The 13,881-nt window shown below is 73.3% G+C and carries 12 protein-coding genes; 3 read left to right on the forward strand and 9 right to left on the reverse strand.

Translation table 11 applies throughout. From position 1 onward, the window contains the following. Positions 1-17 precede the first annotated feature (17 nt). Positions 18-977: an adenylyl-sulfate kinase gene (locus MQE23_RS07980; protein ID WP_243378665.1), complete on the forward strand. Its 960-nt coding sequence runs from the start codon at positions 18-20 to the stop codon at positions 975-977. A 22-nt stretch (positions 978-999) separates the two neighbouring features. Next, entirely contained in the window at positions 1,000-1,392 is a 393-nt protein-coding gene (locus MQE23_RS07985) for an SCO5389 family protein (RefSeq protein WP_020274338.1), read from the forward strand. Here MQE23_RS07985 and MQE23_RS07990 read toward each other — a convergent pair. Together MQE23_RS07990 and fusA are read right to left on the reverse strand one after the other, a co-directional pair. Next, on the reverse strand, positions 1,379-2,239 hold the full coding sequence (locus MQE23_RS07990) for an alpha/beta hydrolase (protein WP_020274337.1): 861 nt from the start codon (positions 2,237-2,239) through the stop codon (positions 1,379-1,381). The two genes, MQE23_RS07985 and MQE23_RS07990, sit on opposite strands and share 14 nt — an antisense overlap. 130 nt (positions 2,240-2,369) lie before the next feature. Then, a complete protein-coding gene (gene fusA, locus MQE23_RS07995) occupies positions 2,370-4,412 on the reverse strand; it encodes an elongation factor G (protein WP_243378666.1) in 2,043 nt (680 codons plus the stop codon). Positions 4,413-4,949: 537 nt separating this feature from the next. Between fusA and MQE23_RS08000 the strand changes: the two genes are divergently transcribed. After that, positions 4,950-5,333, forward strand: a complete 384-nt coding sequence (locus MQE23_RS08000; protein WP_279345134.1) for a DUF6083 domain-containing protein — start codon at positions 4,950-4,952, stop codon at positions 5,331-5,333. 12 nt (positions 5,334-5,345) lie between these two features. On the opposite strand, the gene MQE23_RS08005 is transcribed toward MQE23_RS08000, so the two are convergent. From MQE23_RS08005 to MQE23_RS08035, 7 genes are all read right to left on the reverse strand, one after another. After that, positions 5,346-6,260, reverse strand: coding sequence for a YceI family protein (locus MQE23_RS08005; RefSeq protein WP_037670743.1), 915 nt, complete (start codon positions 6,258-6,260; stop codon positions 5,346-5,348). A gap of 128 nt (positions 6,261-6,388) precedes the next feature. Then, positions 6,389-7,231 (reverse strand): NAD(P)H-binding protein, encoded by an 843-nt coding sequence (locus MQE23_RS08010; RefSeq protein WP_243378668.1) that lies wholly within the window; start codon positions 7,229-7,231, stop codon positions 6,389-6,391. Between the two features lie 87 nt (positions 7,232-7,318). Beyond that, a complete protein-coding gene (locus tag MQE23_RS08015) occupies positions 7,319-8,608 on the reverse strand; it encodes a patatin-like phospholipase family protein (protein WP_243378669.1) in 1,290 nt (429 codons plus the stop codon). Further along, a complete protein-coding gene (locus MQE23_RS08020; protein ID WP_020269976.1) occupies positions 8,605-9,684 on the reverse strand; it encodes an MBL fold metallo-hydrolase in 1,080 nt (359 codons plus the stop codon). The genes MQE23_RS08015 and MQE23_RS08020 overlap by 4 nt, the downstream gene beginning before the upstream one ends. Positions 9,685-9,712: 28 nt before the next feature. Beyond that, positions 9,713-11,524, reverse strand: a complete 1,812-nt coding sequence (locus tag MQE23_RS08025) for a S8 family serine peptidase (protein WP_243378670.1) — start codon at positions 11,522-11,524, stop codon at positions 9,713-9,715. A 364-nt stretch (positions 11,525-11,888) separates the two neighbouring features. After that, complete coding sequence (locus MQE23_RS08030; RefSeq protein ID WP_243378671.1) at positions 11,889-12,992, reverse strand: maleylacetate reductase; 1,104 nt, start codon at positions 12,990-12,992, stop codon at positions 11,889-11,891. Continuing rightward, positions 12,989-13,858 (reverse strand): intradiol ring-cleavage dioxygenase, encoded by an 870-nt coding sequence (locus MQE23_RS08035; RefSeq protein ID WP_020269979.1) that lies wholly within the window; start codon positions 13,856-13,858, stop codon positions 12,989-12,991. The genes MQE23_RS08030 and MQE23_RS08035 overlap by 4 nt, the downstream gene beginning before the upstream one ends. Positions 13,859-13,881: the final 23 nt, after the last annotated feature.

Here is a 13,881-nt window from a genome sequence, read left to right on the forward strand (position 1 = left end):
AAAAAGGTGGGACGGTCGTGAGGGTCGCGTTCGTCGGCAAGGGCGGCAGCGGCAAGACCACGCTGTCGGCGCTCTTCTCCCGCCACCTGGCGCGCTCCGGCGCCCCGGTCCTCGCCCTCGACGGCGACATCAACCAGCACCTGGCCGAGGCGCTCGGCGGCGAGGAGGAGTCCGCCCCTCCCCTGGGCCGGCACCTGGGCGAGATCAAGGACTTCCTGCGCGGCACGAACCCACGCATCACCTCCCGCGAGGCGATGATCAAAACGACGCCCCCGGGACGGGGCTCTCGTCTCCTGCGCCCACTCGGCGACGACGAACTGCACGCCCGGCACGTCGGCCGGGCGGGCGGCGTGCCGCTGATGGTCACGGGTGAGTTCGACGAGTCCGACCTGGGCGTGGCCTGCTACCACTCCAAGCTGGGCGCGGTCGAGCTGTACCTCGGCCACCTGGCCGACGGCCCGGGGGACTACGTCGTGGTCGACATGACGGCGGGCGCTGACGCCTTCGCCTCGGGCCTGTTCACCCGCTTCGACCTCACCTTCCTGGTGGCGGAACCCACCCGCAAGGGCGTCTCCGTCTACCGCCAGTACCGCGAGCACGCGGAACAGTTCGGCATCCGCATCGCGGTCATCGGCAACAAGGTGACCGGCGAGGACGACCTCCTCTTCCTCAAGGAACAGGTAGGGGACGACCTACTGACCCACCTGGTCCACTCCCCCTGGATCCGCGCGGCCGAACAGGGCCGCGTCGAGGCCGGCCCGGACGCGCTCGACTCCCTCGAACCCCACAACCGCCACGCCCTCACGATCCTCCGCGAGGCCGTCGACTCCCACCCCCGCGACTGGGACCGGCTCCACCGCCACGCCGTGGAATTCCACCTGCGCAACGCCCGAGCGTGGGCGGACGCCCGCACGGGCGAGGACCTGGCGGCGCAGATCGACCCGGACTACATCCCGGGCACCGGGCCCACCCCCTGACCAGACAGGACGACACTCCCCCATGTCTCTCGACGTCTCCCCGAAACTCCTCGCCGAAGCCGAGCAGGGCGACATCCGTGAGGAGGACTTCGTGGACACGGTCCGCACGTCCCTCCCCTACGCCTACGACCTGATCGCCTCCCTCGCCACCGAACTCCACGACGGCCACTCCGAGTTCACCGACAACCAGACCCCTCCCCCGTCGGAACAGGAGCGCGGCCAACTCCTGCGCGCCCTCGCCAGCGACGCGATCCGCACCAGCCTGGAACGCCACTTCGGCATCACCCTGGCCTTCCAGAACTGCCACCGCGTGGCGGCGTTCCGCCCGGGGACCCGGGACGGGGAGACGTACGCGCGCTTCACGTCCGTGCGGTCGCAGGTCCTGAACCAGTCGCCGGAGTTCAGGGACTGCTGACACCGCCGCCGTCCAGAAAAGCCACCACGGCCGCTACGAACCGCCCCCGATCCTCCAGCCACGGAAAGTGCCCCGCCCCGCTCTGCACGACCAACTCGGCGCTCGGGAACAGCCCCGCGTACTCCTTCATCACGCGCGCGGGTGCCGCCACGTCGTACTCCCCCGCCAGCACAAGGACGGGCGAGGGAAACCTGGCGAGGTCGGTCCCGGTGGCGTCGGGGTCGAATGCACCGTCGGAGGCGTACAGGGCGGCGGCCTCGTCGTTGCGCTGTCGCTGCTCCGCCGCGCGGAAGGCCCGGGCCTCGTCGTCCCACCGGCCGTACCAGAACGGGGCGACGGCGTCCCAGTCGCCGTCCGTCGCGCGGCCGGCCGTGATGGCCTCCAGGGACGCGTACGCCGGGGCGAACCACGGTTCGTCCCGGCGCAGGCGTGCCGTCTCCAGGCGGTCCTCGGCGGTGATGCCGAGGCCGACGGCGAAGACGCTGGGCGTGATCAGGGCGAGCCGGCCCACGCGGTCCGGATGGCGGGCCGTGTACAGCGCGGCGAGATTCGCACCGGCGGAGTGCGCGAGCAGATCCAGCCGCTCCAGCCCCAGTTCCTCCCGCAGCGCCTCGACATCGGCGACCTGCCGGTCGCACCGGTACGACGCCGTGTCCCGAGGCACAGCCGACCGGCCCGTGCCCCTGAGGTCCAGCCGGATCAGGGTGCGGTGGGCGGTCAGACCGCCCAGATCCCCCAGGTAGACCGAGTCCTGCATCGGGCCACCGGGGAGACAGACCAGGGGCGGTCCGTCCCCCGTCACGTGGTAGGCGAGGGTGGTGCCGTCGGGGGCGGTGAAGGTGGGCATGGGCGTGAGGTTGGCAGTAGGGGGAGGCTGGAGCAACCGGTTATCCGCCGAGGCGTCATCCGCCCACCGTGCCGGCGTACCCGGGAGGGGCATGCCCCTCCCCGGTCCAGGGGAGGGGCCTTCCTCGGTGCTACCGCACCGGCGTCGCGACCGGTGCCGGCGCGTAGCCGGTGGGCCGGGCCGTGAAGGTGCCGCGGCCCTGGGTGCGGCTGCGCAACCGGGTCGCGTAGCCGAAGAGTTCGGCCAGCGGCACGGTGGCCGTGACGACCGCCGCGCCCGCCCGGGTGACCGAGCCGGTCACCCGGCCGCGCCGGGCGGCGAGGTCGCCGAGCACGCCGCCCACCGCATCCTCGGGCACGGTGACGGTGACCTCGACGACCGGCTCCAGCAGGACCATCGCGCAGGCGCGCAGGGCCTCGCGGAGGCCGAGCCGGCCTGCCGTGCGGAACGCCGTGTCCGAGGAGTCCTTCACATGGGTCGCCCCGTCGGTGAGCGTGACGCGCAGCCCGGTCACCGGGTGCCCGCCGAGCGGCCCCTCGGCGAGGGCGTCCCGGCAGCCGGCCTCGACCGCCCGGACGTACTCCTGCGGCACGCGCCCGCCGACGACGGCCGAGCGGAACGCGAACCCGCCCTCCTCGTACGGCTCCACGTCGAGGACGACATGGGCGAACTGCCCCGCCCCGCCGTCCTGCTTGACGTGCCGGAACACCAGACCGGACACGCCGCGGGCGACGGTCTCGCGGTAACTGACCCGGGGACGCCCGACGTTGACCTCCAGTCCCAGCTCGCGCCGGAGCTTCTCCACCGCCACCTCCAGGTGCAGTTCACCCATGCCCGACAGCACGGTCTGCCCGGTCTCCGGGTCGGTCCGCACGACCAGTGAGGGATCCTCCTCGGTCAGCCGGGCCAGCCCGGACGCCAGCCGGTCGGTGTCGCCGGCCCTGCGGGACTCGACCGCGACCGACACCACCGGCTCGGGCACGCCCGGCGGTTCCAGCACGAGCGGGGCGTCCGGCGCGCACAGGGTCGAGCCGGCGCGGGCCGACTTGAGCCCGACGACGGCGACGATGTCCCCGGCGACCGCCCGGTCCAGCGGGGCGTGCCGGTCGGCCTGGACGCGCACGATGCGGCCGACGCGCACGATGCGCCGCGCGCTCGCGTCCCACAGGGTGTCTCCCTTCTCGATCGTCCCGGAGTAGATCCGCAGGTAGGTCAGCCGTCCGGTCGGCGTGGCGTGCACCTTGAACGCGAGGGCGGCCGGCGGAGCCGCCGGATCGGCCGCCCGCTCCTGCTCCTCGCCCTCGTGGGTGCCGCGGACCGGCGGCACGTCCAGGGGCGACGGCAGATAGGCCACCACGGCGTCGAGCAGCGGCTCCACACCCCGGTTGCGGTACGCGGACCCGCACAGCACGACCACGGCGTCGCCGTCCCGGGTGAGGTCCCGCAGCGCCGAGGAGAGGGTCCGCTCACCGAGCGTGCCCGTCTCGCAGAACTCCTCCAGGGCGCCCGGATGGAGTTCCGCCACGGCCTCCTCCAGCGCCCGGCGGCGTGCGAGGGCCTCGTCCCGGAGGCCGTCCGGCACCGGCGCTTCCTCGACCGCGTCGCCGTCGGCCCACAACAGGGCGCGCAGGCGTACGAGGTCGACGACGCCGGTGAAGGTGTCCTCCGAGCCGATGGGCGACTGCACGACCAGCGGGGCCGGGTGCAGCCGCTCCCGGATCGACGCGACGGCCGCGTCCAGGTCGGCGCCGGCGCGGTCCATCTTGTTGACGAACGCGATCCTGGGTACGCCGTGCCGGTCGGCCTGCCGCCACACCGACTCGCTCTGCGGTTCCACCCCGGCCACCGCGTCGAACACGGCCACCGCGCCGTCGAGCACGCGCAGCGCACGCTCCACCTCGTCGGCGAAGTCGACGTGCCCCGGGGTGTCGATCAGGTTGATCCGGTGACCGTCCCAGGCGCAGCTCACCGCCGCGGCGAAGATGGTGATGCCGCGGTCGCGTTCCTGCGGATCGAAGTCGGTGACGGTCGTGCCGTCGTGGACCTCGCCGCGCTTGTGCGTGGTTCCGGTGGCGAACAGGATCCGTTCGGTGACGGTGGTCTTGCCGGCGTCGACGTGGGCGAGGATGCCGAGGTTGCGGACGGCGGCGAGCGGGTTGTGGTCGGTGCGCACGGCCCAGGGCCTTTCGAGGCGATCGGGAAAAGGGGCAGCGCGATTCCGGGCGAGGCGGACCTGCGGGCGTGCCTCAGCTCGCTGACGTCATGTCAGCGAGCTGAGGCGCTGTTCAGGCGTTCGCCCCGGCCATCCGGCGCCGGCCGCGCAGCGGGCACCGGAGCGACGAGGACACGAGGATCACCTCGTAGCGCGGCAGGGAGACGGTGGCAGCGGTGCGGTCACGCATGGCCGTCTCCCTTCGTTCGTCACGACGGTGCACCGCCCGGGTCGTGGGCGGCGCGGGTACATGCGTGAGTGTAGGGAGGGCGCGGGGAAGGGGGCGAGGGATTATTCCGTCGTGACGGAGGTGCGGGAGGGCCGGACGCCGCCCTCGCCGGAACTCAGGCTCGTCGTGTCCCGGCCGCCGGAGATTCGGCGGTGGTTGCCGAGTGAACCTGCCGAGCCTCGCTTCGCCCCTGTGGTGTCCTCACGCCTCGGATTCCTCGTCCGGTTCGCGCTCTACTCGCCGGACCGGTGACTGCGGACCCTGGCCCTATGGGGGCTTCTGATGACGGGCCGCACCGATTACGGGTCGGCCGGTATGCGTGTCAGCTCTGCCGGTTGCCGCAGGACCGAGTGGCGACGCTGGAGCAGGACTGGGTCCTGCTGGAGCCGGGGGTGACGATCCTGGCGCATCTCGTCCCCGCGGAGCACCGCTGGATCGAGCTGTCGGACGGCCGGGTCACGGTGTACGGCGTGTGCCCGCCGGACGGATCGCAGCGGTGCCGGATCGAGCATCGGCTGGCGTGTGCGAAGCAGCCGTTGCCGGATCTTTGGCCCTGGCTGACGGCGCTGCGGAACGAGAACGCCCGGGCGGCGGAGCGGCGATCCGGCCCGGAACCGCCCCGGCCGCCGGAGGTATGGCCGGACGCCGGGTAGGTGCCGGACCGCTTACTCCGGCGGTGTCGGGGTGTCGTGGGTGCGGTACATCGCCTGGACGTCCAGTTCGAGTTGCACCGTGGGGCCGACCACCGCGATGCCCCGGGCCAGCATGGAGCGCCAGTTGAGGGTGTAGTCCTCGCGGTGCAGTTCCGCCGTGGCCAGGGCCGCGCAGCGCAGTTCCTGGCCGTAGCCGCCGTTCACGGTGCCGAGGTACGTGGTGTCCAGGGCCACCGAGCGGCTCACGCCGTGCATCGTGAGGGAGCCCAGCAGCGACCACTTGCTGCCGCCCCGGTAGGCGAAGCGCGTGCTCGTGAAGTCGATGTACGGGAAGCGTTCGACGTCCAGGAAGTCGGCGGACCGCAGGTGGTTGTCGCGGGTGGTGTTGCCGGTGGTGATGCTGGAGGCGTCGATGCGGACGCGTACGCGGGAGTCGGCCATGTCCTGGGCGATCTGGATGCCGCCGTCGAAGCGTTCGAAACGGCCGTGCACATGGGCCATGCCGACGTGCTTGGCGATGAACCGGATCGCGGTGTGCGGCGGGTCGAAGAGCCAGGTGCCGGGCGTCGGCAGCTGGAGCGCCTCGGCCGGTTGCAGCCAGACGCGCTCGGTGGGCGCCGAGGTGCCCGCGGCCGTCTCGATCGTCTCACGGTGCGGCCGCAGACCCTCGGCCGAGATGAGCACGCTGTACCGGCCGGGCGGCAGCGCGGCGAGGAAGTAGCCGTAGGGGTCGGTCGTACCGCGGGCGGCCACCCGGTGGGTGTCCAGGGCGGTGACGGTGACGTCGGCGGCGGCCAGGGGCGAGCCCATCGGGTCGACCACCTCGCGGGCGACGGCACCCGCACCGGGCGGCAGGGGAAGGGCGAGGCCCGCCGCCGTGGCCGAGGCGCTCCTGTGCCGCCGGCGCCTGAGCAGTGCGAGGGCCATGTCGTTCACCTTTCTTCAGCGGCCGGCGGCGATTCGGCGCACGCCGCCGGGCGCACCTTGCTGCGATCACACCCCCTTGTCGATCTTGAAGGGCCGCACTGCGCGGCGGGTGTCTCAATACGAGACAGTCAGGACCGCTCCCTGAAGGCGTCCGCGTGCTCGGCGGCCCACTGGGCGAAGGTGCGCGCCGGGCGGCCGGTGACCTTCTCGACGGTGCCGGCGACCGTGCGGCCCACCTCCGGGGTGTTCCCGTACGCCTCCAGCAGGAAGCCGATGACGTCCTCCGGCAGGCCCGCCGCCCGCCATCCCTCGACGGCCTGCTCCTCGGTCAGCTCGACCAGGGCGATCTCCCGTCCTGCCGCTTCGGCGATCGTCTTCACCTTGTCGCCGACGGTGAGCACTTCGGGACCGGTGATCACATATTCCTGGCCCCTGTGGCCCTCCTCGGTCAGCGCTACCGCGGCGACGGCACCGATGTCGCCCTCGTGGACCATGGCGCTCAGCCGGGCCACGAACGGCTCCCGCACCTCGCCCGAGGCCGCGATCCCGTCCGCCCACTCCAGGGCGTTGGCCATGAACTCGACCGGCATGAGCACGGTCCAGTCGACACCCTCGCCGGCGCGTACCGCGTCCTCCAGCGGGGTCGGCCCGCCGCCGTGCAGCACGGTGACCCGGCGGACACCGGCCGCGCGGGCGAGCTCCAGGATCCGCGGGCCGGTCTCCAGCGGGCTGAAGGCGGCACCGCCGAAGGTGATCAGGTGCAGCCCGGTGACCCCCTCCAGGGCGGGGGCCAGGCCGTCCGGTGCGGTCAGGTCGCCCTCGACGACCTCGACACCGGCCGGAAAGGCGGCCTTCGCCGCGTCGCGCGTCAGAGCACGCACCTCGTGGCCCCGGGCGAGCAGCTCGGCGACGACCTGGCGGCCGACGGTTCCGGTGGCGCCGGTGACAAGAATCTTCTGCGTCTGAGTCATGCCCCGACCCTAGGAACACTTGCGGTCACCTTCTGTCCGCGAGTCCCGGGCCGGGTCGGTGTCGGGCCTCCGTCGGTCGACGGGGTGTCACCGTTCCGGCGGGCGCAGCGCTGTCAGGTCGTCCGGAAGCAGCTCGGGGTGGTACGCCGCCAGGGCCGCGCCGCCGAGCCACCAGCCGCGGTGGACCAGGGCCCGGCACAGGCCGGGGTCGAGTCGGTCGAAGACGGTCGGGACGAGGGCGAGGTGCCGGCCGTCGAAGGCCGGGTCTTCGGGGAAGGCCGCGCGCCAGCGGCGCAGGGCGTCCGGGCCGTTCGCCGGGAAGTCGGTGGAGAGCTGGACGAGGACCCCGCGGCGGGCACCGCGCGGCACTTCACCGTCCGGGCCCGCGGCCCTCGCGCGCTCGAAGCGTTCGACGACGGCACGGGTCCGCAGCGTGGTGCTCTGCCGGTACAGCAGTGAGTTCGCCCGGGCCAGGTCCCGGACCACGGGGACGCGCCCGTACACGCCGGGGCGCAGCAGTCCCCCGGCGTTGAGGACGCACAGGAAGGTGTGCCGGTAGCGGTCCGAGTCGATGGCCTCCAGGCCGGTGTTGTCGTACGTGCCGCCGTCGAGCAGCGCCGGCGGGTGGGTGGCGCACGGGAAGGGGTCCGGGTCGAGGACGACGGGCGGGAACGCGCCGGGTACCGCCGCGGAGGCCGAGACGGCCCGGCTCAGCCGCAGCCGCGTGCCGGCCGTGGGGGCCAGGCCGATGGTGTAGTCGCCGTACACGTCGCGTTCGAAGGTGAAGCGGGCCCCGGTGGTCAGGTTGGCCGCGTTGACGATCCAGCGCACCTCCGGGTCCAGCCGCTCCAGTTCGGTCTCCCGCAGGAACCACTCGTCCAGGCGCCGGGCCAGGAGGTCCGTCCGGGTCGAGGGGCCGAGGGTCCGCCACAGGCCGCCGACGAGGGCACGCTTGAGGGAGCGGGAGGAGACGCGGTCGACGACCGGCGCGACGACCAGCTCGTCGACGGCGCGCGCGGTGAAGTTCTCCCGCCGCAGCGCGGGCCAGGCGGTGGCCAGGCAGCCGTTGGCGACCGAACCGCCGGACACGGACGAGGAGTACCGCAGCCGGGAAAGCAGCCCGGTGTCGGCCAGCAGCCGCACGAAGCCCAGGGCAGCGAGGGTGGCGCGGAACCCGCCGCCGGACAGGGCGAGCGCGACCGGGTGGGCGGTGGCGGGTGGTTCGGCGGGGCGGAGGGCGTCACCGCAGGGACGCGCCGCGAGGCCGGTGCCGGCGGCGGGCGAGTCCACGGCCCACCGCGGGCCGGCGTCCGGCGCTGCGCCGGCCTGGGGCGCGGACGGGGCGGAACGGGCGGGGGCCTGCCGGGAGGTGGTCATGGCCGGTCTCCGATCGTGATGAGGAGCGCTTGCTCGGCGGGCGCCCGGACGTCGACGCCGAAGGCGCGGCCCTCGCTCAGTCGCGTCAGTTCCTCCTCGGCGAACGGGATGTGGTTGGTCAGGTGGATGACGTACTCGTCGTCCGGTGCCCGGGACTCGACGAGCCAGCGCAGGGTGTCCTCGCTGGGGTGGTGGTGGCGGACGCCGTCGGCGGATATGACGTAGTGGTCGGCCCGCACCTGCTCGAAGAAGCCCGCCTCCACGTTGCGGTCACTGCCGTGGTGCGGCAGTTTGAGCAGGTCGACGTGGAGGGGTTGCGAGTCGTCGAGCAGGCCCAGTTCGCGCAGCCCGGTCAGGACGCGGTCGCCGCGGGCGTCACCGGTGAGCAGGGCGGTGCGGCCCTCGTGGCGCAGCAGCAGGACGATGCTGGAGAGGTTCGGCACCGACCCGTCGGTGTAGCCCGCGGTGATGACGTCGGGATCGCCGCGCTGTTTCGCCTTGCGCCACCGCTCCTCCAGCTCCTCCAGTGCTTCCCGGTCCGGCGCGACGACCGTGACGTCCAGGTCGTCGAGGACGGCCTCGGCGCCCTCGGTGAGCGGGCCGCCGAACGGGGCGTTGCCCTCCAGGTGCAACGCGGTCGCCGCGTTGCGGATGTCGCGGCCCTGGTTGTAGCTCGCCCCGACCGCGGCGTCGGTGGCGGCGCGTTCGAGGAGCGGCCGGACGGAGGCGCTCAGCCCGGGGGCGCGCCGGTCGACGAGTTCCTCCACGGAGTTGAACCACAGGGCGTCCACCGCGTACGGCGGGGCGTCCCCGTCCTGCTGGGCCTGCCTCATGTCGCGGAAGAGCCGGACGAGCCCGCCGGCGTGGTCGTCGTCGACGTGGGAGAGGCACACGACGTCGAGGTGCGGCGGGTCACCGCCGTCCGGTCCGCCGAGCTCCTGCAGCCGGCCGCGGAGTGTGGCCCGGTAGACGCCGCTGGGACCGCCGTCGACGAGCATGACCCGCTCGTGCGGTGTGCCCCAGTGGACGAGGAAGCAGTCACCGTGGCGGGCGTCGAGGAAATCGAAGGTGAGCATGTCGGCTCCTGGCTGGTGGACCGTTCCGTCAGACGGACTGGATGGCACGCAGCACGTCGACGAGCCCATGGCCCTGGAAGTGGCGTTCGCGAGCCAGGTCCGTCGCCGTGGCGCACAGGATCTCCTTCACACGTTCCGGGCGGCCGAGCAACTCCCGGTTGCGGGCCAGCAGCATGGCCGCGGCTCCGCTGACATGGGCCGCCGCCTGGCTGGTGCCGTGCATGGCGGCGATGCCCTCGCCGGGGATGGGGCCGTCGATGTCCTCCCCCGGTGCCACCAGGTCGGGCTTGGGCCGCCCGTCGCCGGTGGGGCCTCGGCTGGAGAAGTAGCTGACGCCGTGGCGGTGCGGGTTGCTGCGGTGGGTGGAGCCGACGGTGATGACGGACTCCGCGTTTCCGGGGTCGGAGATGCTGATGTCCCGGTAGTCGGCGCCCACGGTCCGCGCGGTGCCGGCGAACCCCGCGTTGCCGGCCGCGGTGACGACCACGACGCCCGACCGTGACAGGCGGTCGCACTCGACACACACGGGTGTCCACCCGGTGGAGTGGCTGGCGACGTCGTGCGGGACCGACAGGCTGATGTTGACCCCGGCGATGATGAACCGCCCGGTCTGCTCGTTGATGTGACGGATCGCCTGGAGCGCGGTGACGATGGAGAACTCGTCGCCGCCGCCGTCGTCGTCGAGGACCCGGAAGTCGTAGAGCCGGATGCGCGGGCAGATCCCGCGGAAGTCCAGCTCCGGCCACCAGCCGCCGATGATGCCGGCGATGTGGGTGCCGTGCTGGTCGCCTGGCGGTGGCCGTGCGGGCTGCTCCGGGGCCGGAGTGGTCTCGACGGACGGCAGGGCGGCCGCCCAGTTGACCAGGCCGCCCACGAGCACGTCGGCGGAGAGTTTGTCCCGTACGCCGGTGAAGTCGAAGGAGCGGGCGATGCGCGTCTCCAGTCGCTGCGGCGTCGGGCCGGTGGTGTCCCAGTCGTGGAAGGCGGGGTGCCGCGGGTCGATGCCGCTGTCGACCACGGCCCATCCGATGGAGGCGGCGTCCACCGAGAAGACCTGCTCCGCCGCATCGGCTTTGATCGTCCGGCGGGATCGTACGACCGCTCCGGCCGCGGGCCGGTTCGTCGTCACGGAGACGACCGGGTACTTCTGTCTCCGGTCGACCACCCGTCCGACGGGTGCGTGCGGCCGGCGCACGGGGCCGGTGTCCACGACGACGGCGTCCAGCATGTCCACGAGTACGCCCGTCACGGCCCGTTCCCGTGTCTCGTCCCGGGCCAGGTCCGGCCGCGCGTTGCGCACGATGCGGTGCAGCAGCCTCAACAGCCAGGTGACGTGGCGGCCGCGCTCCTGGCGGCGTTCCATGCTGTCGTGGATCTCGCTGGTGGCCGGGGTCCGGACGTGTCCGGCAAGGGCTGCTTCGATGCCTTCGGTCCCGCCGCTGCGGGCGAGTTCGTGGGCGACACGCACCGCACCGGCCAGACTGGTCAGGGGCAGGACGTCGCTGACGAGTTCCTTCAGGGTCAGCTGCGCCGCCACGAAACTGCCGGCGGCGATCGGACGGCACTTCTCCATCAGCCCGCGGCTCTGGAATCGCTCCAGCACCTGCTCGACGCCGTACTCCTCGCGGATCGCGAGAATCAGATCCTGCCGTCCCCGCTCCCCCGCCCGGGCCACGGCTGCCGGACCGGCGCCGGCCCCCGCGCCGCCGGCGTCCCGCCGTGAGGACGGCGGCTGGGCGAACGCCAGCCACACGTCGAAGTGCACGGGGCAGTAGGTGGCCCACAGGACAGGTACGGGACCCTCCCCGTAGAACACCGCTGAGAGGTCGGCTCGGTCCATGTGGACTCCGGGTGCGCGTGCGTGCGGCCCTGCGCAAGGCGGTGGGGGACGGCGGCAGCGGCCGAGGGCCTGTTTCCATCCTCGGCCCTGGTCATGGGCGCCGCAACCGCACGGGCCAGGCCGCGCCGGCACCGTCGTTCGGACCGCGGCCACGAGGCTCGCGAAGCCCTCCGGAGCTGGTTCCTGCGGGATCCGCGGCACGGAGCGGCGGTCCGCCGGGCACACCGGTAGGCGCTGACGTCGTTTCAGGCACGACGCGGTGATGTCGCGGTCACGGCAAGTGAGGGGACGGCTGCTGACGACGGCATCACAGCGGTCGGGGTCGGCCGCGCCCCGGCCCGGCAGGGCGGCGGTGGGGCCGCTCCTATGCCGTCGCGGGCGGCCCGCCCTCGTACGCCGCCCGCAGCAACGACCGGACCCCCTCCGCCGTCACCTCGCGCGGGTTGGCGTACGGCTCGCCCGCGACCCGGTCGGCCGCCGGTGCCACATCGCTTTCACGGAGGCCGAGTTCGGCGAGGGAGCGCGGTACGCCGAGGCGCCCGGCCAGCTCCCACAGGGCGCGAGGCGCGTCGTCGGCGCCGAGGGCCCGGCGCAGTACGGCCAGCGCCTGGGGGGCGGCCGGGGCGTTGTAGGCGAGGGCGTGGGGCAGCACCACGGTGTGCGTCTCGGCGTGCGGCAACCCGAAGGTGCCGCCCAGCACGTGGCACACCTTGTGGTGCAGCCCCATCGTGGTCGAACCGAGGCACGAGCCGCACAGCCATGCCGCGTACAGTGCCCGGCTGCGCGCGTCCAGGTCCTTCGGGTCTGCGGCCAGGCGCGGCAGTGCCTCGGTCATGGCGCGGACGCCCTCCTCGGCCATGACCGAGACCAGTGGCGAGGTGTCCGGGGCGTACAGCGCCTCGACGGCGTGCGCGAGGGCGTTGACGCCGCTGGTCACGGTCAGCGGTACGGGCAGGGAGAGGGTGAGCCGGGGGTCGTAGACGACGCTGCGGGGCTGGACGACCGGGTCGCGGCCGGTGCGCTTGGCGCCGTGGTCGGTCAGGCCCCACACCGGGGTCATCTCCGAGCCGGAGTAGGTCGAGGGCACGGCGATCAGCGGCAGTCCGGTGCGCAGGGCGATCGCCTTGCCGAGCCCGATCGCCGAGCCGCCTCCGACCGCGACGCAGCCGTCCGCCCCGGCCGCCCGTACCGCCGCGACGGCCCGGTCGGCGTCCTCGACCGGGACGTGCATCCGGGCCTCGGCGTGCACTCCCGCGCAGGTGTCGCCGAGCGCGTCCGCGACCGCCCGGGCGACGGCTTCGCCCCGGGTGCCGCAGACCACGAGCAGCCGCCGCAGGCCCAGGCGGGCGGCCTCGCCCGGGGTCGCGGTGACGGCCGCGCCGGGCCGGAAGACGACCCGCACGGGCCGGGTCTCGTACGAGAAATCGCTCTGGAAACTCTCGAATCTCTGGAAGCTCGGGGACGTCATGCGGCACGCTCCAGGACGAGGTCGAAGCGGGCGTGCCGGAAGGGGTTCGGCACGCCGAACTCCCGGGCCAGGGACGGGTCGTCGGTCTCCGCGAAGTCCTCGACCAGGCTCTCCTTCACGGCGAACACCGCGTCGGAGTCGAGGTAGTCGCCGCCGGCCACGAAGATGTGCGTGGTGACGGGGGTGTGTCCCTCGGCCGTGGCGATGAAGTGGATGTGCGCGGGACGGTACGGGTGCCGCCCGGTCGCGCGCAGCAGCCCGCCGACCGGGCCGTCGGTGGGGATCGGGTACGGCGCCGGGACGCAGGTGCGGAACCAGAAACGGCCCTCGGTGTCGGCGGTGAACAGTCCGCGTCCGTTGCCGGCGGGCTGGACGCCGGGCTGCTGGACGTCGTAGAAGCCCTTGTCGTCGGCCTGCCAGACGTCGACGACGGCGCCGGGCAGCGGTGTGCCGTCCTCTGACAGCACCCGGCCGCTGACGACGCACGGTTCGCCGCCGCCCACGAGGTCGATGTCGTCGCCGAGGGCGCGGACCGGCGACTGGGTCATGTGGAAGGGGCCGAGCACGGTCGACTCGGTGGCGCCGGGCGCGCGATGGCCGTTGACGGTCTCCACGAGCATGGACAGCCCGAGCACGTCCGACAGCAGGATGAACTCCTGACGGGTGTCGGTGCAGGCCTGCCCGGTCGCCGTCAGAAAGGCGATCGCCCGCTCCCACTCCTCCTGGGTCAGCCGGGTCTCGCGCGCGAAGTCGTGCAGATGGCGGACGAGGCCGGTGAGCAGCTCGCGCAGCCGCGGGTCGGCGGTCCCCCGGAGGCTGGCGAGGGCCTGCTCCGTGACGCCGGCCCCGGTCGCTTCGGTGGTCATCCCGGCTCCTCGTCGTCGAAGGT

Origin of the sequence: Streptomyces sp. HP-A2021 (genome assembly GCF_022807935.1) — a bacterium.
Classification (GTDB): Bacteria; Actinomycetota; Actinomycetes; order Streptomycetales; family Streptomycetaceae; genus Streptomyces; species Streptomyces afghaniensis.

Coding starts and splice junctions, on each gene's coding strand:
- MQE23_RS08015 (WP_243378669.1), bottom strand. CDS start 8,608: ATGACCACCTCCCGGCAGGCCCCCGCCCGTTCCGCCCCGTCCGCGCCC.
- MQE23_RS08030 (WP_243378671.1), bottom strand. CDS start 12,992: ATGACGTCCCCGAGCTTCCAGAGATTCGAGAGTTTCCAGAGCGATTTC.
- MQE23_RS08010 (WP_243378668.1), bottom strand. CDS start 7,231: ATGACTCAGACGCAGAAGATTCTTGTCACCGGCGCCACCGGAACCGTC.
- MQE23_RS08035 (WP_020269979.1), bottom strand. CDS start 13,858: ATGACCACCGAAGCGACCGGGGCCGGCGTCACGGAGCAGGCCCTCGCC.
- MQE23_RS08005 (WP_037670743.1), bottom strand. CDS start 6,260: ATGGCCCTCGCACTGCTCAGGCGCCGGCGGCACAGGAGCGCCTCGGCC.
- MQE23_RS07985 (WP_020274338.1), top strand. CDS start 1,000: ATGTCTCTCGACGTCTCCCCGAAACTCCTCGCCGAAGCCGAGCAGGGC.
- MQE23_RS08020 (WP_020269976.1), bottom strand. CDS start 9,684: ATGCTCACCTTCGATTTCCTCGACGCCCGCCACGGTGACTGCTTCCTC.
- MQE23_RS08000 (WP_279345134.1), top strand. CDS start 4,950: ATGGGGGCTTCTGATGACGGGCCGCACCGATTACGGGTCGGCCGGTAT.
- MQE23_RS08025 (WP_243378670.1), bottom strand. CDS start 11,524: ATGGACCGAGCCGACCTCTCAGCGGTGTTCTACGGGGAGGGTCCCGTA.
- MQE23_RS07990 (WP_020274337.1), bottom strand. CDS start 2,239: ATGCCCACCTTCACCGCCCCCGACGGCACCACCCTCGCCTACCACGTG.